A 23,030-nucleotide genomic window follows, 5' to 3' on the forward strand; every position below is an offset into this window, starting at 1 on the left:
CTCGAAAGGGACCGCTGACCAGTGGATTCACCATCCGACGGCGCACGTGGGCGGCCGCGCCCCCGGCGTGCGGTACCGCCGGAGCCGGGTAACCGGCGCACTCCGGATGCCGAGAACGGCCGACGGCCCGTGCGCGGCGAACGCGCTGGTGAACCGGGACGGCCTCCCCAGGCTGCCCGCCCGCGTCCCGTGGACGCCGAGGCGGCCGGTCCGCGACGCCGCGTGGTTCGGCGTGCTCCCGAGCAACCCAACCGAGCCGACTCCGCGCAGCGTGCGCGCCGCCAGCCGCCCCCGGAACGGATCCCCGCCCGGGACGAGGGGATGCCCCGACGACGCCCCGCCGCCGAGCGTGATCCCCGACGGCGCGTGCCCCCGCAGGATCCGGCATCGCCCCGCCGTCCGCGTCGTGCCGACGAGCCTCTCGGTCGACGCTCGTCCGGCGAGATCCACACGCGATCGAAGCCCGCCGAACGTCAGCGTCCCGCGCCGCAGGATTCCGCCCGTAAACGCCGGCCCCGACCCGACGCCGAGCAGGCTCCGGCTCCGGCTCCGAAGAAGAAGAGCGCCGCGAAGAAGGCCGGACCGGCAAAGGCGGCGGGACCTCGGAAGGCCGCCGCCCCGAAGGCCGGTGCCCCGAAGTCGGCCGCTCCCAAGGCGACTGCCGACCAGGGTTCGGTCCAGAACGCCGTCCCCAGCAAGGGCGCACCGAAGACTGGGACACCCTCGAAGACCGCCTCCGGCGCTCCTCGACGTAGGAAGCGCGGATCGGCAGCCACCGCCGGCGCCGCCGCGGTGACCGAGAAACTCGCGGTGAGTGCAGAATCCACCGCATCCGCGACGCCGCCGACCGCGCCGCCCGGCACCTCGTCGCGCCCGCGCGCCCATTGGGCGTCGGGAGCCGGGTGGGGTCGTGCGCTGATCGCGATCGCATCGGTCGCCGTGCTGCTGTGTACCGGTTACGCCTGGAACACGATGTCCGATCTCGAGACCCGCATCACGCAGCTCGGTGGCCTCGGCCTGGGCGGCGCGAAGGACGGCGCCGTCGACATCCTGTTGGTGGGCACCGACTCCCGCACCGACGCGAAGGGCAACCCGCTCTCGCCGGAGGAGATCAAGCTCCTCCGTTCGGGCGAGGAGGTCGCCACCAACACCGACACCATCCTGCTGGTGCGTATCCCCGAAGACGGTTCGTCGGCCACCGCGATCTCGATCCCGCGTGACTCCTACGTCGACGTGCCGGGAATCGGCATGAGCAAGATCAACGCCGCCTACGGCACCACCCGCGAGGGCGTGCGCGCCCGCGCCGTCGAAGCCGGGCAGTCACCCGAGGAAGCGGAGAAGGAAGGCACGCTCGCGGGCCGGAAGGCATTGGTGGACACCGTCGCCAACCTCACCGGCGTCCAGGTCGACCACTACGCGGAGGTCGGTCTGCTCGGCTTCGTCCTGCTGACCAATGCGGTCGGCGGCATCGACGTCTGCCTCAACGCGCCGGTCCGGGATCCGTTCAGCGGCGCCCGGTTCCGCAAGGGTGTCCAGACGCTTGACGGTCCCCGCGCCCTGAGCTTCGTGCGTCAACGTCACGGCCTCCCCCGTGGCGACCTCGACCGCATCACGCGCCAGCAGGCCTTCATGGCGTCGCTGACCCAGAAGGTGCTCTCCGCAGGCACTCTCACCGATCCGGGCAAGCTCTCCGAGATGCAGAACGCGGTGGCGCGCTCCATCGTGATCGACGACGGCTGGAACATCATCAACTTCGCCGAGCAGCTCAAGGATCTCAGCGGTGGCCGCGTGAAGTTCGCGACCATCCCGATCGTGACCGAGCAAGGCTGGAGCGAGGACGGGCTGCAGTCCGTCGTCGAGGTCGATCCGCAGGCGGTGAAGACCTACACCAGCAATCTCCTCACTCCGCAGCAGGCGGCGGGCGACACCCAGCGCGGCGACTTCAAGGTCGACGTCGTCAACGCCGGCACGATCGATGGGCTCGGCTCGAATGTCGCGAACATCCTGACCAACAAGGGTTATCAGTCCGGTGACACCTCGAGCGGCAAGGCCGACACCAAGGACTCGGTGGTCTACGCCAAGGAGAACGGCGACGCCGCCCGACTGCTCGCGAAGGACCTCGGCGGCGTGAAGGTCGTCGAGGACCCGAATCTCGCCGACGACCAGCTCAAGGTGATCCTCACCAACACCTACGCCGGACCGGGCGGGCTCGGCGACACCGGCGACCAGACCGACAACACCCCGGCCAGTGAGCGCGTCGGCAACAAGCGGCCGCCGATCACCGCCGGGACCAAGGGGCCGATGTGCGTGAACTGACCACTCCGAACACCGTCGCCGACGCGATCTTCGGTGCGGTGACCGATCATTCGCGTCCGCTGCTGACCTACTACGACGAGGCGACGGGCGAGCGTACCGAGTTGTCGGCGGCCACCCTCGGCAACTGGGCGGCGAAGACCGCCAACTATCTGACCGACGAGATCGGCGTGGGTGCCGGGGATGTGGTGGTCGTGGACCTGCCCGAGCACTGGCAGACAGCCGGAATCGTGCTCGGCGCACTGTGGTCCGGCGCCGATGTCCATCTCCCGGGACCGGACGCCACGGAGGCCGCGTCGGAAGCGCTGGTGGTCTTCACCTCTCGCGACCGGCTCGACGACCATCCCGACGCCGACGAGGTCGTGGTGGCGTCGCTCGATCCGTTCGCCCTACCGCTGCGTGACCTTCCGCCCGGGGTCGGCGACTACGGCAGCGTCGTACGGGTGCACGGCGACCAGTTCGTCTCCCGGTCCCCCGCGGTCGAAGCGCTCGACGGCGCCCCGACGGCCGAGGTGATCACCGAGGCCCGCACGGTCGCCGAGCGGGACGGCATCGGCGCCGGCACCCGGGTGGTGTCGACGCGCCCCTGGCACGGCGCATCCGACGTTCTCGCGCACCTGCTCGCGCCGATGATCGCCGGCGGAAGTCTCGTGCACGTCGCCAACGCGGACGCGGAGCGGGTGACTGCGATCGCCGAGGTCGAGAAGGCCGGCGTCATCCTCGCCGAGTGAGTTCTCGATAGCCGCAAATGCCGCGCGACCCCGCGGGAGCAGACACCAAGGCCCCGCGGGATCGCGGGTTTTGAGGCACAGTGGGCACATGCGACTACCTGACGCACTGGCCCGGTTCAACAAGATCGTCACCAATCCGATCCAGCGGATGTGGGCGCCTCATCTGCCCCCGTTCGCCATGGTCGAGCACGTCGGCCGCAAGTCCGGGAAGACCTATTCGAACCCGGTACTGGCCTGGGTGGACCGTGACAAGCTCACGATCGTCCTCACCTACGGCAGGCACACCGACTGGGTGCGCAACGTACAGGCGGCGGGTTCGTTCACCATCGTCCGCAAGGACAAGCGCTATCGGGTGACCGGACCCCGCGTCGTACCGTCGGACTCCCCCGACCTCGCCGGCGGCGCGAAGATCTTTGCGATGCCGTTCGAGTCGGCGCTCCTCGGCACCCTCCACAAGGACTGACCGACGATGGCCGACGATCCGCTCGACGACTTCGCCGCGGAGGACGTGACCCTGCGCGGCGACACCCGTCGCGTCTACCGCAAGGGCACTGGCCCCGCGGTCATCGTGATCGCCGAGATGCCGGGCATCAGCCCGAAGGTCGCCAATGTGGCCCGGCGCATCGCCGATCTGGGCGCGACGGCCGTCATGCCGTCGCTGTTCGGGGTCGACGGCCAGGACCCGCGACCGGACAATCTCGGTCGCATGGGAGCGGTGCGCAACATGCTGGGCACCATCACCAAGACCTGCATCACCCGGGAATTCACCATTCTCGCAACGGGAAAGACCTCACCGGTCGCAGCGTGGCTGCGCGAACTCGCCGCCCTCGAGCACGATCGCTGCGGCGGTCCCGGCGTCGGCGCAGTCGGGATGTGTTTCACCGGCGGGTTCGCGCTGGCGATGGCCACCGACGAACGAATGGTGGCGCCGGTGCTCTCCCAGCCGTCGTTGCCGTTCGCGGTGCTCCCCGGGCGCGCCCGCGCGATCGACGTCGACGCCGCAGACCTCGCCAAGGTCCAGGCGCGGTGCGCACGCGGTCTCGAGGTGATGGGTCTGCGCTTCGCCGGCGACCAACTCTCGCCGCGGTCGCGCTTCACCCATCTCCAAGAGCTTCTCGGCGATTCGTTCATCGGGATCGAGCTCCCCGACGAGGCGGCGAACCCGGATTCGATGTTCCCCCGGCCGCATTCGGTGCTGACCGAGGATCTCTACGACGAACCCGGACAACCCACCAGGGAGGCCTTCGACCGGGTGATGGACTTCTTCACCGACAAACTCGGCTTGCCGCCCACCGCCCCGGAATCCCCTGCCGCACAGGGCTAGTCGCCGAGCAGCTCCTGCTGCAGCGCGGCATCCTTGTCGAGGACCATCTGCTCGAGGCCCTTCTGGAACGACACCATCCGTTCCTGCAGGGCGGGGTCGGACGAGGCGAGGATGCGTACGGCGAGCAGCCCGGCGTTGCGCGCTCCGCCGACCGAGACGGTCGCGACGGGCACACCCGCGGGCATCTGGACGATCGACAGCAGCGAGTCGAGGCCGTCGAGGTGACGCAGCGGCACCGGCACACCGATGACCGGGAGCGGCGTCGCCGAGGCGACCATTCCCGGAAGATGCGCTGCCCCACCGGCTCCCGCGATGATGACCTCGATGCCGTTGGCGGCGGCGCCGGCGGCATAGTCGAGCATCCGCTGCGGGGTGCGGTGTGCGGAGACGACGCCCACCTGGAACGGTACGTCGAACTCGGCGAGCGCCTCCGCGGCGGCCTTCATCGTCGGCCAGTCGGAGTCGCTGCCCATGATCAGGCCCACCCGGGGACCCCGGAACTCTGCGGTCTCACTCATGAATGCACATCCCATCCGTCGGTCCACGTCGCGTGCGACATCCACTGCGCGGCACGCTCGGCGCGCTCACGCACCGATTCCATCGATTCACCCTGGCGGCCGACGACATTCACGTGGCCGATCTTGCGGTCGCGCCGCTCGCCCTTGCCGTACAGATGCACCTTCGCCTCGGGCATGCGCGCCATCAGGTGGTGCAGACGCTCGTCCATGGACATCTCCGGGGCTTCCGGTGCGCCCAGGATGTTGGCCATCACGGTCAGCGGCGAGGTCGGCGCGGTGTTGCCCAGCGGGTAGTCGAGGACGGCACGCAGATGCTGCTCGAACTGCGAGGTGACCGCGCCGTCCATCGTCCAGTGACCGCTGTTGTGCGGACGCATCGCGAGTTCGTTGACGACGAGCTCCCCGTCGACGGTCTCGAAGAGTTCCATCGCCATGACGCCGACCACGCCGAGTTCATCGGCCAGACGCAACGCCATCTGCTGGGCCCGCTCGGCGACCTCGTCGGAGAGATCCGGTGCGGGCGCGAGCACGACGGCGCACTGGCCGTGACGCTGGATCGTCTCCACGACCGGCCACGCGGCGCCCTGCCCGAACGGGGACCGAGCGATCATCGCCGACAGTTCGCGGCGCATGGGAACCTTCTGCTCGGCGAGCAGGGCCGGTGCGTCGGACGGGTACTCGTCGAAGACCGCGAGCGCCTCGTCGGCGCCGTCGACCAGCCAGACCCCGCGGCCGTCGTATCCGCCGCGGACCGCCTTGATGACGATCTCCCACTCGTTGGCCTCGCCGAACTCGCCGAGACGCGCACGGGCGGCCTCACGGTCGCCGGCGAGATCGGCGAACGCCGGTACCGGCAGACCCAGCTCGGCCAGCCGCACGCGCATGGCCAGCTTGTCCTGGGCGAAGTGCAGCGCCTTCGACGGCGGGAGGACTGCCACCCCTTCGGCTTCGAGCGCCTCCAGGTGCGCCAGCGGCACACCCTCGTGGTCGAAGGTCAGTGCGGCGGCACCTGCGGCGGCGCGGCGGAGATCGTCGAGTTCGTCGTGCGAACCGAGGACTATGTCGGCGCTCACCTGCGCGGCGGGATCGGACTCGGACGCGGCCAGGACGCGCAGACACTGGCCGAGGGCGATCGCGGCCTGATGGGTCATCCGGGCGAGTTGTCCGCCGCCGATCATCGTGACCTTCGGCATACCCGACGCTGCACCGGCACTCCGTGCCGCTTCGGGAGTGGGAGGCACCGTGGAATTCGAGGTCACCGGCCCGTTTTCGGGCCCTTCATCCGGCACGCGAGGATTCACGCGAACCATCGTTCCATGTCCGGTCCGTCATCCGCACAACCGCCCGGAGAACTGTCCCGACCGATTTGTTTCGTACACTCGGATCTTGTGCCATTGATCGACGAGCTGATCGCTCGCCTCCCAGCGCCGGTCCGACGGCTCGTCATGCGGCACCACGAACTCATCAAGTTCGCGATGGTCGGCGGCACGACGTTCGTCTTCGACCTCGCCATCTTCTACAGCCTCAGTCTCACGATCCTCGAGACCAAGCCGGTGATCGCCAAGGTCATCGCCGGTGTGCTGGCGACGATCCTCAGTTACATCCTCAACCGCGAGTGGGCCTTCAAGAACCGCGGGGGCCGGGAGCGGCACCACGAGGCGCTGCTGTTCTTCATCATCAGCGGGATCGGTGTCATCCTGCAGGCCGCACCGCTGTTCATCGGCAACAACGTCTTCGACATGCGGTCCAACCTCAGTGTGTCCGAGGTCGTCGTCGTCGACTTCGTCCTCGGCTACATCATCGGCAACCTGATGCAGATGGCCTTCCGGTTCTGGGCGTTGCGCAAGTTCGCGTTCCCCGAGGAGCTGCTGCGCGGCGGCGATGCCGGGTCCACCGACCTGCACCCGACGCTCGCCGAACTCAACGATGAGGAACTCGGTCACGCGTGATGCCGGTGTCCGAGTCGTCCTGACCCGGATCCTCCTGCTCGTCCGGGTCCTCGCCGTAGCCGCTCGCATACTGGGCCGGGACGACGATCGCGAAGACCGGGGGACGCCGCACGGTGAGTTCCAGTCGTCCGCCGTCGGCCTCGATGAGCGCCCGTGCCAGGGACAGTCCGACGCCGCTGCGACCGGCACCCGGCCGTTTCCCGGCCGAGAAGCCGCGCCGGAAGATGTGCGCGGAGATCTCGTCAGCCACTCCCTCGCCCTCGTCGGCGACCGTGATGCGGACCAGGTCACCGGCTTGCAGCGTGCTCACGTCGATCCGGCACATCCCGCGGCCGTGCTGTAGCGCGTTGTCGACGAGCACGCTGACCGCCTCGCGTAGGCGCCCGGACTGCGAGGTGAGTGCCTGGGGCGCCCCGTCGACCTCCACGGTCAGCTCGCGGCCCTGGGCGTCGAAGGCGTGGCGGAAGTCCTCGACCAGCGTGGTGAGCATCTCCCCGACGTCGATGAAATGCGGTGCGGGTTCGTCGGCGCGCGAGGCCTCCACCAATTCGTCGAGTTCGGTGGCCAGTCGTTCGACCTGATCGAGTGCGGCCTCGGCCTCGGTGACCACGGCCGGATCCTCGTGCAGTGTCAGCTCCTCGAGTCGCAGCTGGATGGCGGTCAGCCGGCTGCGCAGCTGATGCGATGCATCGCCGGCGATCTCACGCTCCCGCTCGATCCGCAGCGCCTGCGCGGTGTTGGCGTCGGCGAGCGCCCTGGACACCCGGTCGAGCTCGGCGATGCCGTACATCTTCCATTCGGTGCGGAAGTCGGCGCGCCCGAGCGTCGCCGCCCGGTCGGCGAGATCGGTCAGGGGGTCGACGATCCGGCCGGCGGTCACGGCGGCCACCACCGATCCGCCGATCACCGAGGAGAGCACGACGAGCAGGACGATCCCGGTCGCGGTCATCTGGTCGTCGCGGACTTCGTCGCGCGGGATGGACAGGGTCAGCATTCCCGCGGAGCCGAGGCCGATGGATTCCGACAGCCGGGGACCCCCGATGTCGGCGCCCACGACCAACCGCTGGGCCGTCCCCTCGAGATCCGGATAGGTGATCGTCAGACGTCCGTTCGGCGGCAGGAGCAGTTCGAAGGACTCCCGGTTGACCGAGTCCCGCGGGATTCGCCCGTCGGCGCCCTCCTGACGGATGAGCTGATCGGCGATGATCTTGAGCCGGTTGTCGAGGTCCTGGTGGGCGTTGTCGGCGACCCACCACCAGGCGACCACGCTCAGCGGGATGCCCAGCAGACAGCCGACCGCGATCAGGACACCGATCATGGTCGTGAGCAGGCGTCGCCGCATGGACGCCGGGCGGCGCATCGAGGCCGGTCGCATGGGCATCGGCTCAGGGGTCGAACCGGAAGCCGACGCCGCGCACGGTCACGATGTGCCGCGGGCGGCTGTGCCGGTCGTCGCCGATCTTCCGGCGCAGCCACGAGATGTGCATGTCCAGGGTCTTCGACGACCGCAGATCCGCCGACCCCCAGACCTCGGTCAGGATCTCCTCGCGCGTCACGACCTCGCCGGCGCGCTCCATGAGGAACCGCAGGAGATCGAACTCACGGTTCGCCAGGGTGAGGTCCTGGCCGTCGGCCAGGACGCGACGCGCCCGGGCGTCGAGCCGGATCTCGCCGCCCTCGAGGACCTCGTCCCCGTCGCCGGGCTGACGGCGCCGCAGCAGGGCGCGCACGCGGGCGAGCAGTTCCGCGAGCCGGAAGGGTTTGCCCACGTAGTCGTCCGCCCCGGCGTCGAGCCCGACGACGAAGTCCACCTCGTCGGTGCGCGCGGTGAGCATGAGGACCGCAAGCGCGGGCCGTTGGGCACGCACGCGTCGACAGACCTCGAGTCCGTCGAGAACCGGGAGCCCGAGGTCGAGGATGAGCAGCTCGTAATGGCTGTCGAGCGCCTTCTCGAGCGCGTCGGCGCCGGTGCTCACGACCTCGCACCCGTAACCCTCACGTGTCAGCGCACGTGCGAGCGGTTCGGCGATCGCGGCGTCGTCCTCGGCGAGCAGCACGTTGGTCAACGTTCCCGCGCCCCGCTGTTGTCGGGACGATCGGCGGGTTCGTCCGGGTCGCCGTAGCCGGAGTCGGGGTGGTCGTCGTCGCCGTACATGTCGAGCACCTCGTGATAGAGCAGGGAGTGGACCTTCTCCACCTGCGGGATGTCGTCGAAGGACAACGGCTCGTCGGAGGCCGACTCGATGACCAGCGTGCCGGTCCGCAGCATCCGGTCGATCACGCCGTGGCGGAATTCGACGGTGTTGATCCGCCGGATCGGGATGTCGATCCCGGACCGCGTGAGGATTCCGTTGCGGAACATCACCCGGCGGTCGGTCAGCACGAAGTGCGTTGTCTTCCAGGACAGCAGCGGGCGGATGAAGTACCAGATGAGGCCGAGCGCCCACACCACGCCGACGACGATCAGCAGGACCGTCCGCGGGGTCGAGCTCAGCGACGACCCGGCGATCACGCCGGCGAGGACACCTGCGGCCGCGGTGATGATCCCGAACAGCAGGAACGGCCCGAGCAGACACTTCCAATGAGGGTGCCGGTGGAGAACCACACGTTCACCGGGCGCCAGGTTCTCCCGCGGGTAAGCCATGCCTCTCAGCATAATCGGGACGGGCGTGCCCGGGGGGCACGCTGAGTAGACTGCGAGGCACCAGTACCGATCGACTGCCGGGCACGTTGGGGCGGTCGGCGAGGAGAGATGTGATGACCTACCAGGACCCGCGGGGCCCGCACCGCGATCCCGATCCCCGGACCGCCCGCTACGAGTCCGGCTACAACCCCGATTCGCGTGCCTACAGCCAGCAGGGCGCGCCCTACGAGGAGCCGTACCGCGACCAGTACCCCGCCGAGCCCTACGGCGGCGGCGACGCCTACCGCGCCGCGGGCGGATATGCGGAGCAGCCGCGGCCGGCGCGGGCGCCGCGACGCGGCCCGGACGTCAACCCGGTCACCTTCGCCGGTGGAGTGGTGATGACCGGTGTGGTCACCGGCCTGGCGGCCTGGCTGGTCGCGTGGATCATCTCGGCCTTCGTCGAGAAGGTGAACGAGTCCGGCAAGCTCGGGGTGTGGAATCCGGTGGCGGCCAGCGAGATCTGGTTCGGCGTCGTGGGCTTCCTGTGCGCGCTCGCCGCGGGCGCCCTCTGGTACGTCCTCCAGCTGATCACGCCGGCGCCCAACCAGTTCTACCGCTGGATCGTCGGCCTGCTGCTGGTCGCCGCGGTCCTGATTCCGATCCTCACCTACCAGCAGACCTCGGTCGGCATCGAGACCGCGATCCTGCACTTCGTCATCGGCCTGCCGCCGTTGACGATCATCCCCGCGATGGGCATCAAGAGCCTGCAGCGTCCTGCCGGCTGAACCCCGTTTTCTCCGCCGGCTGAGCCCCGTTTTCTCCGCCGGCTGAGCCCCGTCGAAGTCAGACCGGCCGGAGGTGCGTGACGTCGCCTGCGGCCGCGATCACCTGCCGACCGTCGGCGTCGACGACGATCCGCCCGGATGCGTCGACGCCGGTCGCGGTGCCGACCACCTCCTCGTCGCCGGGCAGCACCAGCCGTACGCGGCGCCCGATGGTGTCGCTGTCCTCCCGGTAGCGGGCCGCGAGTCCGTCGACGTCGTGCGGCCAGAGGTCGAGCAGCTCCGACAACGCCCGCAGGTACGACGCCGCGAGCTCGGTGAGCGGGACGTCTCTGCCGGTCGCCAGCTGCAGCGAGGTCGCGGTGGGAACCGGCAACTGCTCCTGCGTCATCGTCGTGTTGAGCCCGGTGCCGATGACCGCCACTCCCCCGTCCCCGCCGCGGGTGTGGGGCGAGCGCGTGTACTCCGACAGGATTCCGGCGGTCTTGCGCCCCTCGATGAGAACGTCGTTGGGCCACTTGAGAGTCGGCCGTACGCCTGCGGCCTCACCGATGCCCTGGACCGCGGCGAGGCCGGCCAGCAGCGACAGCCAACCGAGATGCTCGGTGTGCTCGCCGACCTCGACCGCCGCCGACATCGCCAGCTGGGTCCCACGCGGCGCCGTCCACGTCCGCGCGTGACGCCCGCGGCCCGCGGTCTGATCGGTGGTCAGGCGCACCGTCCCGTCGATCGATTCGGTGGCCGCGCGTGTCACGAGATCGGCGTTGGTCGACCCCGTCGCGTCGACCACCTCGATCCGGTGCCAGCGCGTGTCGGCGAGTCGGGTGCGGAGCAGGTCGGCGTCGAGGGTCATGTCTGAAGAACCTACTGCTCGCCCGAACCCGACTACCCGCATGCTCCCCACCCGCGAGGCACGTCGCTCAGCCGACTGTCGCCGGGACGGTGCGCTCCCGGAGTGTGCCGGGCGCGTACGCGGACCGAGCCAGACCGCGACGCTGCAGTTCCGGGAGCAAGCCGTCGAGGACCTCGGCCAGATAGTGCCTGGTGATCAACCCCGCGCCGCCCCGGTGGAAGAGGAATCCGTCGCCGCCGACGACCTCCATAGCCTCCTCCATCTGGTCGGCGACAATTGCCGGCGTACCCACAAGGGCGAGTGAGGTGGAGTCGCCAGTGCTTCCCAGCACCTTGCGCAACGACGATCCCCTCGTCTGGCGCTTGATCGAGTCGAGGATGCTCTGCGCTCCGTTCGTCGTGGCGTCTTCCGGGACGGGGCTGTCGAAGTCATACTGCGAGAAGTCGATCTCGGAGATGTTCGACAGCTGGACCATCCGACGGAGAAAGTGATCGCTGTCCGGCGAGTAGAACCGATCGCGTTTCGCCCGCGCCTCGGCGTCGGTCTCGCCGAGGATCGGGACGACCATGAACAGGACCCGGCAACGGTCGGGGTCCCCGCCGGAGCGTTCGATGCGCTCTCGGATTCCATCGCGGTACGCCTTCATCGCCTCGAGGCCGACCGGTACCGACACGATGACATCGGCCCACGTCGCGGCGAAGTCCATCCCGGCAGATGAACCGCCGGCCTGGCACAGCAAGGGGCGGTCCTGGTGGCTAAGCCGCGCCGCCGGCCCGTCGATCACGTAGTGTTCGCCTCGATGTTCGACGCGGTCGCCGCTTTCCCACATCGCGCTGACGGCCCGGAGGTACTCGTCGGATCGTTTGTAGCGGTCGTCGTGCTCCCACAGTTTTTCCAGACCGACGTTCTGCGCCGCCAGATCCTCGAAGGAGGTGACGATGTTCCAACCGCAGCGGCCGCCACTGAGTTCGTCGAGGGTCGACTGGATCCGGGCCAACCGGTCCGGCGGGTAGAGACTCGTGCTCATCGTGGTCACGATCCCGAGGTGCTCGGTTTCCTGTGCGATCGCGGCCGCCAGGGGGATCGGATCGTGTTTTGGTGCCTTCACGGTCGCCTTGAACTCGGCAACCATGTCGCCGCCGAAGTTCTCCGGGACCACGCTCGAGTCCTCGAGCATGATGAAGTCGATGCAACTCCGTTCGAGGGCCTTCGCCATGTCGATGTGGAAGGAGCCGTCGAGCCAAGCCTGCGGGTTGGTCCCCGACCACGGCCGGTTCCAACCGGTCGGGGTGTAGTTGACGAACCAGGCGAGCGTCATCGGCGATCTCATCGCGCAACCGCCTCGGCGCGAGCGCGGACGCCACCTGCACGGAACTCGAAGTCGCCCGGATCGAGACCAAGGCGATCTCTCAGCAGTTGCCCGTGTGGCGGAGTGCTCGGTGCAGGAAACACTTCGTGGAGAACCTGGCCGAACAAGCCGCCGAGTCCGACGTCGGAGATCGCGTAACCGTCGGCCTCGCTGGGCGGCATCGACAATACGTCTTCTGCCCGTACCCGCAGCAGCACTCGCTTGCCGGAACGGCGTCCGGCGTCGACGTCGTGCTCGTTGTCGACCACCAAGACATCTGTCTCGACCGGATCCACTGTGCCGCTGTTCATGTCGGAGAAGGTCACCGGACGTCCCTGCGGTGGCCGCGGGGCGTTGAGCGGACCACGGGTCGAGTAGTACGGCCCGCGGTAGTCGACCACGTGAACAAGATCCGCGTCGACGTACCGGCCCGATTCAACATCGGCAATCACCGAATTCGGCTCCCACGAATTCCACAGGGCCGCAGTCGCTCCGAGATAGTCGCTCAGCGCGGACTCGATCTCCCCGCTCTCGGAACCGTGCACCGTCCAACGACCTGAGTCGTCGGTGCTCAGGGTTTCCGGACGCTTTGGCGAGACGAACCACCCCGCACGCCCGTGTGACATCGCGTCCAACGTGTTGAGAGCGCGAGCGGTCAGGAACGGTGGTTGGCTCCACGGCGACAACGTCAACACCAGACCGATGTGCTGAGCCCTCCGCGCAACGGAGGCGGCGACCAGCAAGGGATCCGCGGCGCCGGTCGCCGTGTCCTCGGTCGGCAGGACGACGGCATCGACACCGGCCAGGTCGAGTTCGACCACGGCACGCGACAACGCGGCCGCATTTGCGTGTTCCAGGAACCACACCACCGGTGGTGCGACTGTCATGGTTCTCCCAGGGTTTGGGGCAGGCTGAACTGCCGGTCAGATGAAGGAGGTCAGGTTCTCGCGGAGAGTTGGGTGCGCGTAGTCGGTCCGCAACAACCCGCGTCGCTGCAGCGCGGGAGACAGGCCGTCGGTGACCTCCGCGATCGACTGTCTGCTGATCGGCTGACCGTAGATGAGGAAGCCGTCGCCGCCGACCTCCTGCATGAACTCGCCCATCTGCGCGGCAACGGAATCGGGGGTCCCGACCATCTCGGTCGTCTGGACACGCATCCCCGAGAACCCTTCGCGGATCGTCTTGCCGGCGAGCTGCTTTCGCCAGATCTCCAGGGTGCTCTGATGACCGTTCGTCGAAACATCCTCGGGGATCGGCCGATCCGGATCGAACTGGGAGAAGTCGATCTCCATGGTGGCGGCAAAGTGCGCCATCTGGACCTCGAAGTTGTGCTGCTTGCGTGCGTACCAGGCGGCGTTCTTCTCCTTGGCCTCCTGTTCTGTCTCGCCGATGATCGGATAGATGACCGGGAAGACCTTGATCTCGTCTGGATCGCGACCGAATGTCGCTGCACGACGGCGAATGTCGGCACGATAGTCCTTCGCACCCTCCACCCCGTGCGGGATGGTGAGGATTACGTCTGCGTGTTTCGCCGCGAAGTCCCGGCCACGCGGTGATCCGCCGGCCTGACAAATCACCGGACGCCCACCGGGTCCGGGCGGAACATTGAGCGGTCCGCGGGATCGGTAGTACTTGCCCTGGTGATGGATCGGGTGCACCTTGGTGTGGTCCGCGTAGTACCCGGACTCGGGGTCGGCCAAGATCGCCCCGTCCTCCCACGAACCCCAGAGCTTCATGGCGACATCCACGAATTCCTCGGCCATCTCATAGCGGAGGTCGTGTTCGGGCAGCTCGTCGAGCCCGTAGTTCTGCGCGGCACGATCCTCGCTGGAGGTCACGATGTTCCAGCCGATCCGACCGTTGGTCAGGTTGTTCAGAGTCGCGAACTGCCGGGCCAATTGGTACGGGTGATAGAACGTCGTAGACGCGGTCGCGATAATGCCGATGTGTTCGGTCGCGGCGGCCAGCATCGATGCCGCGGCCACGGGATCCATCTTCGGCGCATATCGCGCGTGCTTGAGTTCGATCTCGGCGGTGCCCTGGTAGATGTCGGTAACCATGAGCGAGTCCTCGATCATCAGGAAGTCGAAACACGCCCGTTCGAGGTTGCGCACCATGTCCACATAGAAACGGCCGTTGAAGAAGTCGGTCGTCGCGTCTTTGCCGCCGTAGGGACTCTTCCATTCGGGTGCGGCGAGGTTGCCGAACCACCCGAGGCGAAACGGATCTGCGGTCATCTGGTCGGTGTCCTTCGTGGTGAATGGCTTGTTGGGTGGATGGCCCCTGTGGGGGCAGCGGACTCAGGCGGAGGCGTCGAGCAGGTTCTCGACGCGCGACGACTCGCACGCCTCGAGGAGGAGCTGCTCAGTCAGTCGATCTCCGCTCAGCTCGTCGATCAGCTGTCCGTGATGGAGAACCAGGACGCGGTGACACACCGCGGCGAGCAGTTCGTGCTCGCCGGAGAACAGCACGACCGCCGAGCCGGCGTCCGCCGCCTCCAGCGCGTCGGCGAGTAGCTCCTTTGCCGAACCGGGGTCGACGCCTTGGGTCGGCTCGTCGAGCAACAGAACCTTCGGCTTCAGCTGGAGCCACTTCGCGAAGACGATCTTCTGCTGGTTGCCACCGCTGAAAGCGGTCATCGGCAGGGCGGGACGGTTGGGATGGACGTGCACGGAGGTCATGAGCTCTTGAGCACGGTCTCGAAGCCGCCCGAGATCCAGACCCTTCCATCCCCGGTACCGCCGGACCACGGGCAGTATCACGTTCTCCTCGGCCGTGCCTTCTGCCCAGCAGCCGTCGCGGAGACGGTTTCCCGGCACCAACACCATGCCCGATCGGATGGCGTCATTCGGTTCGCCCGGCCGCATCGTCTCGCCGTCGACATCGACGGTGCCGGCCACCGGGGTCACGTCACCGGCTAGCAGCATCGGCAGCTCGTCCTGCCCCATGCCCGCCAGACCCGTCACACCGACGACCTCACCGGCGTGCACAGTGAGGTCGAGGTCCTCGACCCGCTCCCCCGTCAAGTTCCGGACCCTTAACAGTGGAGCACCGATCTCCGTCGACGGCGGAGCCGGATAGAAATCGTCCATGCGTCGACCGAGCATGTGCGACACCAGCTCAGTACGGGATGTGTCTGCGATCGGCACCTCCAGGACGTTCCTGCCGGCGCGCATGACGGTCGCACGGTCACAGACCTGCATGACCTCGGCGAGCCGGTGGCTGATGAACAGCACGCCGGCACCGGTGTCGGCCACCCGCCGCATCAGCTCGAGCAGACGCGCCGCCTCCGGGCGAGGAAGCGCGGCCGTCGGCTCGTCGAGGATGAACAACTGTTCGTCACTGTCGATGTCCATCAATCGAAGTGCGCGGACCACCGCGAGCAGTGCGCGTTCCGCAGGACTAAGTGTCGAAACCATCGCGTCGAGCGGGAAGTCGAAGCCGAGCCGGTTCATCAGCTCCCGATAGATCGCCTTCTCGCGACCGACCCGCACCGGCGCAAGGAGCCTCGTCCCGTAGCGGGCGTTGACGCCGAGGTTCTCGAGCACCGTCATGTCGTCGACGAGGCCGATGTCCTGGTGGATGACCGCGATCCCGTGTGCATGCGGATCGTCCACCGGGACATTGACATTCCGACCGAACACCTCGATCGTCCCGGCGTCCGGGGTCACCACTCCGGTGAGGGACTTGACCAGGGTGCTCTTTCCGCAGCCGTTCTGACCGAGAAGCGCGTGCACTTCCCCCGGGCGCACAAGGAGGTCCATCCCGTCCAGCGCGACCGCGCCACCGTAGGACTTGCTCAGCCCCAACACGTTCAGGGCTGTCATGTCCGTGCTCCGGCCCGCCGACGACCGGCGAGTCTCGCCGCCGAGACCGAAATGATGAGTGCCAGACCGTAGAAGACGTTCGTCACCCAGGTCTGTGCGCCCAGCAACTGCAGCGCGGTGATCCCGACGGTGAGCAGATAAAGCGCGGCGACGGTGCCCCAGGCGTTGAATCGACCGACGGTGATGGCCGTCGCGCCGAGGAATGCCGCGGCGAACGGTTGCAACATGTATTGCGATCCCACGCTTGGATCGACCGAGCCGAAGTAGCCGACGAAGCAGATACCGACGAAGGCCGCCAGGATTCCGGACACGACGTATGCGCCGGTACGGATGCGGTCAACCCGGATGCCGGCCAGCCGGGCCGCAGCACGGTTGCCTCCGATGAACACGGTGTACCGGCCGAGAGGGGTCCGTTGGTAGATGTACCAGAGGATCACCACCAGGGCCCATGCGTACCAGGTGATCAGCGGCAGACCGAGCAACTGCGACCTCGAGAAGTTGACGAAGCCGTCCGACACCCCGGCAACGATCCGGCTGCCGGTGATGAGGTAGGCGAAGCCGGCCAGCGCGGTGTAGGTACCGAGTGTCGCCACGAATGAGTCGACACCGATCCGCACCACGATCAGCGCGTTGAACAATCCGACCGCAGCGCCTAGTACCAACGCGGTACCGATGGCCAGGATCGTCGGATATCCGTTCTTGGTCATCACCACGACTACTGCCGCGGTGGCCACCATCGTCTGAGAGATCGACAGGTCGAAGTCACCCATCCGCAGCACGATCGTGGCGGCGAGCGCGAGCAGGAGCACTAACGATTGCGCGTTGAGCATCGTGGTGAACAGCGAGCCGGTGCGGAACTGCGGCAGTGCGATCACACACACCGCCACCAGCAGTCCCAGCGCACCGACGAGAGCCCACCGCTCGAACGGGCCGGTCGCTCCCTTCGCCGAGGTCTTCTTTGGTTCGGGCGCAATGACGATGTCAGCCGTGCCGACCGTCACCTCTGCCTTGGGGGCGGTCACTCCGGCCCCGTCCTGAGTCGTCGTCATCAGTTCGCCTGCCCCCAGGCCTCTTTGAACTCGGCGGCGTAGTCTACGTAGTTCGGGAACACGTCCTCGGGCGTCGCCTTGCCGATGTTGCTGGAGTCCACGACGCGAGTCGGGATGTAGTAACCCGGAGCCGGTTTCCCAAGCATCGCGCGGGCGAGGTCATCCACCGCGATCCACCCGATCCAGCCGGTGGGCGGCATCGCAACGGTCATCGCCTGGCCGCCGTCGCGGATCGAATCAAGGTTGGGCTGCAGTCCGTCCCGGCTGACCACCTTGGCCTTCGAATTGGCCGTGGCGAGAATGGGATCGACGAAAGTGACGGCGCTGTCCCAGACCGGGAACACGTAATTGATGTCTGGGTTGCGCTGCAGAGCGGACTGCAGTTCGCTGCCGATGGAGGTGGCCACGTTGGCGAAGTCGATGTCGAGGAGTGTCACGTCGCATTCGGAGCACTGCTCTTCGATTCGCTTCTTGGCACCCTGAGCGGCGTTGTCCCAAATCGGCAGCTGTGAGGCGTAGATGATCGCGACGTTTACATCGCAGCCGCTGTCGGTGAGCATCCAGTCCGCGGCCGCGCCGCCGTCCATCGTGAAGTCGGAGGTGAGGTTCCCGTACATGTTGGCCGGAGCGGGCACGGACCGGTCACTGTTGATGGCGTTCAACACGGGAATGCCGGCCGCGCCAGCCACGGCGAGCGCCGAGGAGACGAGCGATGGGTCGATACCGACGAGGAGAATTCCGGCGGCTTGCTGGGCGACCGCCTGTTCGATGCCCTCGTTGTACCGGTTGGACGATCCCTGACCGTCGAAGCGAACCAGCTTCATACCCGCCGCCTTGGCAGCTTCCTCGGCGCCCGCGGACATGTCGGTCGAGAACTGATTCATCGACGACGAGATGAACCAGATGCTGTCACCTTCAAGGCTCGAGAAGTCCAACGGCCCGGCCGGAGAGATGAGTTCGGTGGGCTCCATTGCTGTTCCGAGGCTTGTGCTGACTCCCTCGACGCACTTCGCCGCCTCCGCGGACAGTGTTCGGTCCGTCGAGGCGGAGTTGTCCGACGAGGTAGCCGTCGTGCAGGCGGACAGGCTGAGCGCGACACCGAGAAGAAGCGCCCCGACTGCCCTGCGATTGATCGATTTCATGGATTCTCCGGTGCTTTCGTGCGTGGATGGCGCACACCACCCAACCGATGTGAATCAGGGCTCCACGGGATGCCGTCTGATGGGTTGAATGCAACGGGGCGGCGATTACACCGCATTCACCGCGGCATTGCGCATCGTTTGCGCCAGGTAACGATCGAAATGCGCTTCCGGTCACTTCGGGTCTCCGCAGCTCACCAGCTGGGCGCGAACGCAATGTGCCACTCCGTGAGCCCCTCCGTGGGGATTACGCCACCAACACGCTGGATTTCGCCCGGGCACGGCGAGCCCGAGAGGGACCCGGACGCGCCGGACGAGAGTCCCTACGTCACAGGGTCCTCCGCCACTGGAGTGATGTCGACCACGCCGCAACAGGAATGCGATTGCCCGAAATGTCCATGTAGCAAAACGGCCTTAGGGTACGGACATGGACCTCAGCGTTGGCCTTCGGAATCATCCACGCAGTCAAGGCGGTTCGGCCCACGGCCGACACTCGACCGTTCGATGGGTGCGTGACATGATCGCCGCATCCATTCGGGCCGGCCACCTTCCCGAGTCGGCCCAACTCGCCGAGGACGCACTGGTCCGGGAACTCGGGGCGAGTCGCGGAACCGTACGTGAGGCGCTGCGGTCGCTTGCCGACGACGGTCTGCTCGTTCGCCGGCCGAGGGTCGGGACAATCGTGCAAATGCGCCACGCCCGGCTCGAGATCTCCGACACCATCGACAGATCAGAACCGGATTCGGACCTCTCCCTGCAAATCGTCGACCAGCGGACCGTGAACACCACGGAGTTCCTGAGGTCGCATCTCGGCACCGACGCCGAGACGGTCCGACTCGTCGAGGTCCTCTTCCGTCGCCGCGACGAACCGATCGGCGTACGGACGGCGTACTTTTCCGAGCAGATCACCTTCGACTTCGGCAGTTACACCGGTCCGGTCGGGATGGCCTCGATGGCCACGTCGTCGTTCGGCACCCCGATCACCGCAGTGGTCACGGAAGTCACCGCCGCCGCAGCCGACAGCCGCACAAGCTCGCTGCTCGGAGTACCGGAGAACTCACCGGTACTTTGTCGCACACAGGTTTTCACCGACGCCGACGGCGCACCCGTCCAGGTGTCCTTCGACCACTATCGCTCCGACCGTGCATCGTTCGTGACCGAGCCGTTGAGCGTCGTCCGGGAACCGGCAGCTGCGTTGCCGCCCGGCGGGATCGTCCATCGGGCCAGCTGAAAGAGGGCCTCCACCCGCGCAAACTACGGTTACCGGAGCAGGACATGGCCTGAAACACATTGTCCTTAACGTCATCTCCTGATCGCCGCATCGGAGGCGCCGCCTCCGTCCACGAACCCAGGAGTGCTGATGAAATACGGTGTTTTTCTACCGACGGTCAACAACGGTTACATCCTGTCCAAGGCCTCCCCGCAGTACATGCCGAGTTATGCACTGAACAAGCAGATCTCGGTCGACGCCGAGGCCGCCGGTTACGAATTCGTGTTGACCATGTCCAAGTTCCGCGGTTACGGCGCCGAGGGCAGCGGCTTCTGGGACTACGCCCAGGATCCGCTCGCGGTCGTCGGACCACTCATCGGCGCGACGTCGACCATCAAGATCTGGGGCTCGGTCGGCGCACCGTCGGTCCACCCGGCGATGGCCGCCCGGATCGCCGCGACCTACGACGACGCCAGCAGCGGCCGGTTCGGCATCAACATCGTCGCCGGCTGGAACCGCAGCGAGTACGCGCAGATGGGGCTGTGGCCCGGCGAGGACTATCCGAGCAAGCGCTACGGCTACGTCGACGAGTACGTCCACATCTTGCGGACCCTGTGGGAGACCGGACGGATGACATACGAGAGCGAACATTTCCGGCTCGACGACTGCCTCGTGCAGCCGACACCGCGTCATGGGGTCACGGTGATCATCCCGGGTCAGTCCCCGCGGTCGATCGAGGCCGCCGCCAATCGCGCCGACGTGAACTTCGTGCTGGGTGACTTCGATCAGATCGCCAAGGCACGCGCCGATCTGGTCTCCGTCGCCTCGCGGGCGGGGCGCGACGTCGGGACCGCTGCGCTGTACGGCATCATCACTGCCCCCACCGACGCCGAGGCGGTGGAGATGGTGCAGTCGTTCGCCGCCGACACCGACGTCGAGGCCGCGGACGGGCTCCGTGCCGCAGCCGCCGGTGACCCGACCGGCATGTCGGCGAAGATCCAGACCCAAGAGCGCCGCCAGGTGCTCGACGTGGACTTCGACCACCCGACCCGCGCCGCGGTCGTCACCGGTTCCTGCTTGTTCCACCCGCACCTCGTCGGCTCATACGACCGCATCGCCGCATTCCTCAACGATCTCGACCAGATCGGCGTGGACCGCAGTGTGTTGTCGTTCCCCGACTACACGACCGACGTCTCCGCCTTCATGCAGAACGTGGCGCCGCGCGTCAGTTCCCTCGCCGCGGTGTGAGTCGGATCGCGGCTCCGCGCGGGGTCGTCGGCGTCGCCCGCCGACCCCGCGCGGGATCGCGTTCGTGCAGCTCAGAGGCAGCAGAACGCACCCGAAAACGGACAAACGGACCGCCACCGACCGATCGCTCGGAAACCTGAGGGATATCTCACGTTGATCCGGTTGACGTGGCTCACACTCGGGTAGTTAGCATCGACAGTCATGACCACAGCTTCACGCGACGATTCCGCCGCTCCCGACATCCACACGACAGCGGGGAAGCTCGCCGATCTGCGCAATCGTCTCGAAGAGGCGAAGCACCCCGTGGGCGAGGCCGCCGTCGAGAAGACCCATGCGAAGGGCAAGCTGACCGCCCGCGAGCGGATTACCCATCTGCTCGACGAGGGATCGTTCGTCGAACTCGACGCGCTCGCCAAGCACCGCAGCACCAACTTCGGTCTCGCCGAGCGTCGACCTGTCGGAGACGGTGTGGTCACCGGCTACGGCACGATCGACGGCCGCGAGGTCTGCATCTTCTCGCAGGACGCCACCGTCTTCGGCGGCAGCCTCGGTGAGGTCTACGGCGAAAAGATCGTCAAGGTCATGGATCTGGCCATCAAGACCGGCCGCCCGCTGATCGGCATCAACGACGGCGCCGGCGCCCGTATCCAGGAGGGCGTGGTCTCCCTCGGCCTGTACGGCGAGATCTTCCACCGCAACGTTCGCGCCTCGGGTGTCATCCCCCAGATCTCGCTGATCATGGGTGCCGCCGCCGGCGGCCACGTGTACTCGCCCGCACTGACCGACTTCGTGGTCATGGTCGACAAGACCAGCCAGATGTTCATCACCGGCCCCGACGTCATCAAGACCGTCACCGGTGAAGAGGTCACGCAGGAAGAACTCGGCGGCGCGACCACCCACATGGCGAAGTCGGGAACCGCACATTACGTCGCCTCCGACGAGGAGGACGCGCTCGAATACGTCAAGGAGCTCCTGAGCTACCTGCCGAGCAACAACCGCGCCGACGCGCCGCGCCTGCCGGTCGCGCAGCCGGCCGCCGGGTCCATCGAGGACACCCTGAACGACGAGGACCTCGAGCTCGACACGCTCATCCCGGACTCGCCGAACCAGCCGTACGACATGCACGAGGTCATCCGTCGCATCCTCGACGACGACGAGTTCCTCGAGATCCAGGCCGATTACGCGAAGAACATCATCGTCGGTTACGGCCGCGTCGACGGACGCAGCGTCGGCATCGTCGCCAACCAGCCGACGCAGTTCGCCGGCTGCCTCGACATCGACGCCTCGGAGAAGGCCGCCCGCTTCGTGCGCACCTGCGACGCCTTCAACATCCCGATCGTCACCCTGGTCGACGTCCCCGGCTTCCTGCCCGGTACCGACCAGGAGTACCGCGGCATCATCCGCCGCGGCGCCAAGCTCCTCTACGCCTACGGCGAGGCGACGGTCGGCAAGATCACCGTCATCACCCGTAAGGCCTACGGTGGCGCGTACGACGTCATGGGCTCCAAGCACATGGGCGCCGACGTCAACCTCGCATGGCCGACAGCACAGATCGCCGTCATGGGTGCCTCCGGCGCCGTCGGCTTCGTCTACCGCAACCAGCTCAAGGAAGCTGCCGCGAAGGGCGAGGACGTCGACGCACTGCGCCTCGAGCTGCAGCAGGAGTACGAGGACACCCTCGTCAATCCGTACGTGGCCGCGGCCCGCGGATACGTCGACGCGGTCATCCCGCCGAGCCACACCCGCGGCCAGATCGCGACCGCGCTCAAGCTGCTCGAGCGCAAGATGGTCAATCTGCCGCCGAAGAAGCACGGGAACATCCCGCTGTGAGTGAGAGCGCCGTGAACGAGAATGACGCCGCTGCCGAGAAGGCAGCCGAGAAGCCGTTCCTGACCGTCGTCAACGGCAACCCGACCGACGAGGACCTCGCCGTTCTGGTGAGTGTCCTGGCCGGCGCGGGTGCCGGTGGTGGCGAGCCGGAACCGGAGATCCGCAACGACTGGGGTCGTCCCGTCGACCGTCTGCGTCCGCAGTGGGGCGCACCGTCGAGCTTCACCAACCTGCGCTACTGACACGTGCCTGACTCCCAGATCGGGTCGAACACACACGAGAC

General features: G+C 67.3%; 22 protein-coding genes. 10 read left to right on the forward strand and 12 right to left on the reverse strand.

Annotated elements, in window-relative coordinates; genetic code table 11:
• The first annotated feature begins 321 nt into the window (after positions 1-321).
• The 4 genes from OK17_RS12510 to OK17_RS12525 all read left to right on the forward strand — a co-directional run bounded on the left by OK17_RS12510 (position 322) and on the right by OK17_RS12525 (position 4,368).
• Complete coding sequence (locus OK17_RS12510; RefSeq protein WP_461417640.1) at positions 322-2,316, forward strand: LCP family protein; 1,995 nt, start codon at positions 322-324, stop codon at positions 2,314-2,316.
• Positions 2,304-3,044, forward strand: coding sequence for a TIGR03089 family protein (locus OK17_RS12515; protein WP_461417626.1), 741 nt, complete (start codon positions 2,304-2,306; stop codon positions 3,042-3,044). Before OK17_RS12510 ends, OK17_RS12515 begins: the two co-directional genes overlap by 13 nt.
• 88 nt (positions 3,045-3,132) lie before the next feature.
• Entirely contained in the window at positions 3,133-3,507 is a 375-nt protein-coding gene (locus OK17_RS12520; RefSeq protein WP_006865867.1) for a nitroreductase family deazaflavin-dependent oxidoreductase, read from the forward strand.
• A 6-nt stretch (positions 3,508-3,513) separates the two neighbouring features.
• Positions 3,514-4,368: a dienelactone hydrolase family protein gene (locus OK17_RS12525; protein ID WP_461417627.1), complete on the forward strand. Its 855-nt coding sequence runs from the start codon at positions 3,514-3,516 to the stop codon at positions 4,366-4,368.
• Here OK17_RS12525 and purE read toward each other — a convergent pair.
• On the reverse strand, positions 4,365-4,886 hold the full coding sequence (purE, locus tag OK17_RS12530) for a 5-(carboxyamino)imidazole ribonucleotide mutase (protein ID WP_006360458.1): 522 nt from the start codon (positions 4,884-4,886) through the stop codon (positions 4,365-4,367). The two genes, OK17_RS12525 and purE, sit on opposite strands and share 4 nt — an antisense overlap.
• Positions 4,883-6,196 carry a 5-(carboxyamino)imidazole ribonucleotide synthase gene (locus tag OK17_RS12535; protein WP_461417628.1) on the reverse strand — a complete coding sequence of 438 codons (1,314 nt, stop codon included), beginning with the start codon at positions 6,194-6,196 and terminating at the stop codon, positions 4,883-4,885. The genes purE and OK17_RS12535 overlap by 4 nt, the downstream gene beginning before the upstream one ends.
• Before the next feature lie 78 nt (positions 6,197-6,274).
• Between OK17_RS12535 and OK17_RS12540 the strand changes: the two genes are divergently transcribed.
• Entirely contained in the window at positions 6,275-6,835 is a 561-nt protein-coding gene (locus OK17_RS12540; protein ID WP_040535547.1) for a GtrA family protein, read from the forward strand.
• On the opposite strand, the gene OK17_RS12545 is transcribed toward OK17_RS12540, so the two are convergent.
• Genes OK17_RS12545 through OK17_RS12555 form a run of 3 tightly spaced genes read right to left on the reverse strand, consistent with a single transcriptional unit; the run spans position 6,807 to position 9,491 of the window.
• Complete coding sequence (locus OK17_RS12545; RefSeq protein WP_461417641.1) at positions 6,807-8,177, reverse strand: sensor histidine kinase; 1,371 nt, start codon at positions 8,175-8,177, stop codon at positions 6,807-6,809. The two genes, OK17_RS12540 and OK17_RS12545, sit on opposite strands and share 29 nt — an antisense overlap.
• A gap of 43 nt (positions 8,178-8,220) precedes the next feature.
• Positions 8,221-8,901: a response regulator transcription factor gene (locus OK17_RS12550; RefSeq protein ID WP_232715705.1), complete on the reverse strand. Its 681-nt coding sequence runs from the start codon at positions 8,899-8,901 to the stop codon at positions 8,221-8,223.
• Complete coding sequence (locus OK17_RS12555) at positions 8,898-9,491, reverse strand: PH domain-containing protein (protein WP_461417629.1); 594 nt, start codon at positions 9,489-9,491, stop codon at positions 8,898-8,900. Before OK17_RS12555 ends, OK17_RS12550 begins: the two co-directional genes overlap by 4 nt.
• A 101-nt stretch (positions 9,492-9,592) precedes the next feature.
• Between OK17_RS12555 and OK17_RS12560 the strand changes: the two genes are divergently transcribed.
• The gene (locus OK17_RS12560; protein WP_006865874.1) at positions 9,593-10,246 is read left to right on the forward strand and encodes a hypothetical protein; all 654 of its coding nucleotides are present in this window, start codon (positions 9,593-9,595) and stop codon (positions 10,244-10,246) included.
• A gap of 58 nt (positions 10,247-10,304) precedes the next feature.
• Here the strand turns inward: OK17_RS12560 and OK17_RS12565 are convergent, their stop codons facing one another.
• From OK17_RS12565 to OK17_RS12595, 7 genes are all read right to left on the reverse strand, one after another.
• On the reverse strand, positions 10,305-11,096 hold the full coding sequence (locus tag OK17_RS12565; protein ID WP_461417630.1) for a biotin--[acetyl-CoA-carboxylase] ligase: 792 nt from the start codon (positions 11,094-11,096) through the stop codon (positions 10,305-10,307).
• A gap of 67 nt (positions 11,097-11,163) precedes the next feature.
• Positions 11,164-12,414 carry an LLM class flavin-dependent oxidoreductase gene (locus OK17_RS12570; protein ID WP_461417631.1) on the reverse strand — a complete coding sequence of 417 codons (1,251 nt, stop codon included), beginning with the start codon at positions 12,412-12,414 and terminating at the stop codon, positions 11,164-11,166.
• 8 nt (positions 12,415-12,422) lie between these two features.
• Entirely contained in the window at positions 12,423-13,331 is a 909-nt protein-coding gene (locus OK17_RS12575; RefSeq protein ID WP_461417632.1) for an LLM class flavin-dependent oxidoreductase, read from the reverse strand.
• A 36-nt stretch (positions 13,332-13,367) separates the two neighbouring features.
• Positions 13,368-14,681, reverse strand: coding sequence for an NtaA/DmoA family FMN-dependent monooxygenase (locus tag OK17_RS12580; protein ID WP_461417633.1), 1,314 nt, complete (start codon positions 14,679-14,681; stop codon positions 13,368-13,370).
• Between the two features lie 63 nt (positions 14,682-14,744).
• Positions 14,745-16,271, reverse strand: a complete 1,527-nt coding sequence (locus OK17_RS12585; RefSeq protein ID WP_461417634.1) for a sugar ABC transporter ATP-binding protein — start codon at positions 16,269-16,271, stop codon at positions 14,745-14,747.
• On the reverse strand, positions 16,268-17,320 hold the full coding sequence (locus OK17_RS12590) for an ABC transporter permease (protein WP_461417635.1): 1,053 nt from the start codon (positions 17,318-17,320) through the stop codon (positions 16,268-16,270). Before OK17_RS12590 ends, OK17_RS12585 begins: the two co-directional genes overlap by 4 nt.
• Positions 17,320-18,462, reverse strand: a complete 1,143-nt coding sequence (locus OK17_RS12595; RefSeq protein WP_461417636.1) for a sugar ABC transporter substrate-binding protein — start codon at positions 18,460-18,462, stop codon at positions 17,320-17,322. Before OK17_RS12595 ends, OK17_RS12590 begins: the two co-directional genes overlap by 1 nt.
• 514 nt (positions 18,463-18,976) lie before the next feature.
• Between OK17_RS12595 and OK17_RS12600 the strand changes: the two genes are divergently transcribed.
• The 4 genes from OK17_RS12600 to OK17_RS12615 all read left to right on the forward strand — a co-directional run bounded on the left by OK17_RS12600 (position 18,977) and on the right by OK17_RS12615 (position 22,989).
• On the forward strand, positions 18,977-19,690 hold the full coding sequence (locus tag OK17_RS12600) for a GntR family transcriptional regulator (RefSeq protein ID WP_461417642.1): 714 nt from the start codon (positions 18,977-18,979) through the stop codon (positions 19,688-19,690).
• 129 nt (positions 19,691-19,819) lie between these two features.
• Positions 19,820-20,917: an LLM class flavin-dependent oxidoreductase gene (locus OK17_RS12605; protein ID WP_461417637.1), complete on the forward strand. Its 1,098-nt coding sequence runs from the start codon at positions 19,820-19,822 to the stop codon at positions 20,915-20,917.
• 201 nt (positions 20,918-21,118) lie between these two features.
• On the forward strand, positions 21,119-22,747 hold the full coding sequence (locus OK17_RS12610; RefSeq protein WP_006359257.1) for an acyl-CoA carboxylase subunit beta: 1,629 nt from the start codon (positions 21,119-21,121) through the stop codon (positions 22,745-22,747).
• Positions 22,744-22,989 (forward strand): acyl-CoA carboxylase subunit epsilon, encoded by a 246-nt coding sequence (locus OK17_RS12615; protein WP_461417638.1) that lies wholly within the window; start codon positions 22,744-22,746, stop codon positions 22,987-22,989. Before OK17_RS12610 ends, OK17_RS12615 begins: the two co-directional genes overlap by 4 nt.
• Positions 22,990-23,030 lie beyond the last annotated feature (41 nt).

This window comes from Gordonia sp. GN26 (assembly GCF_054823965.1).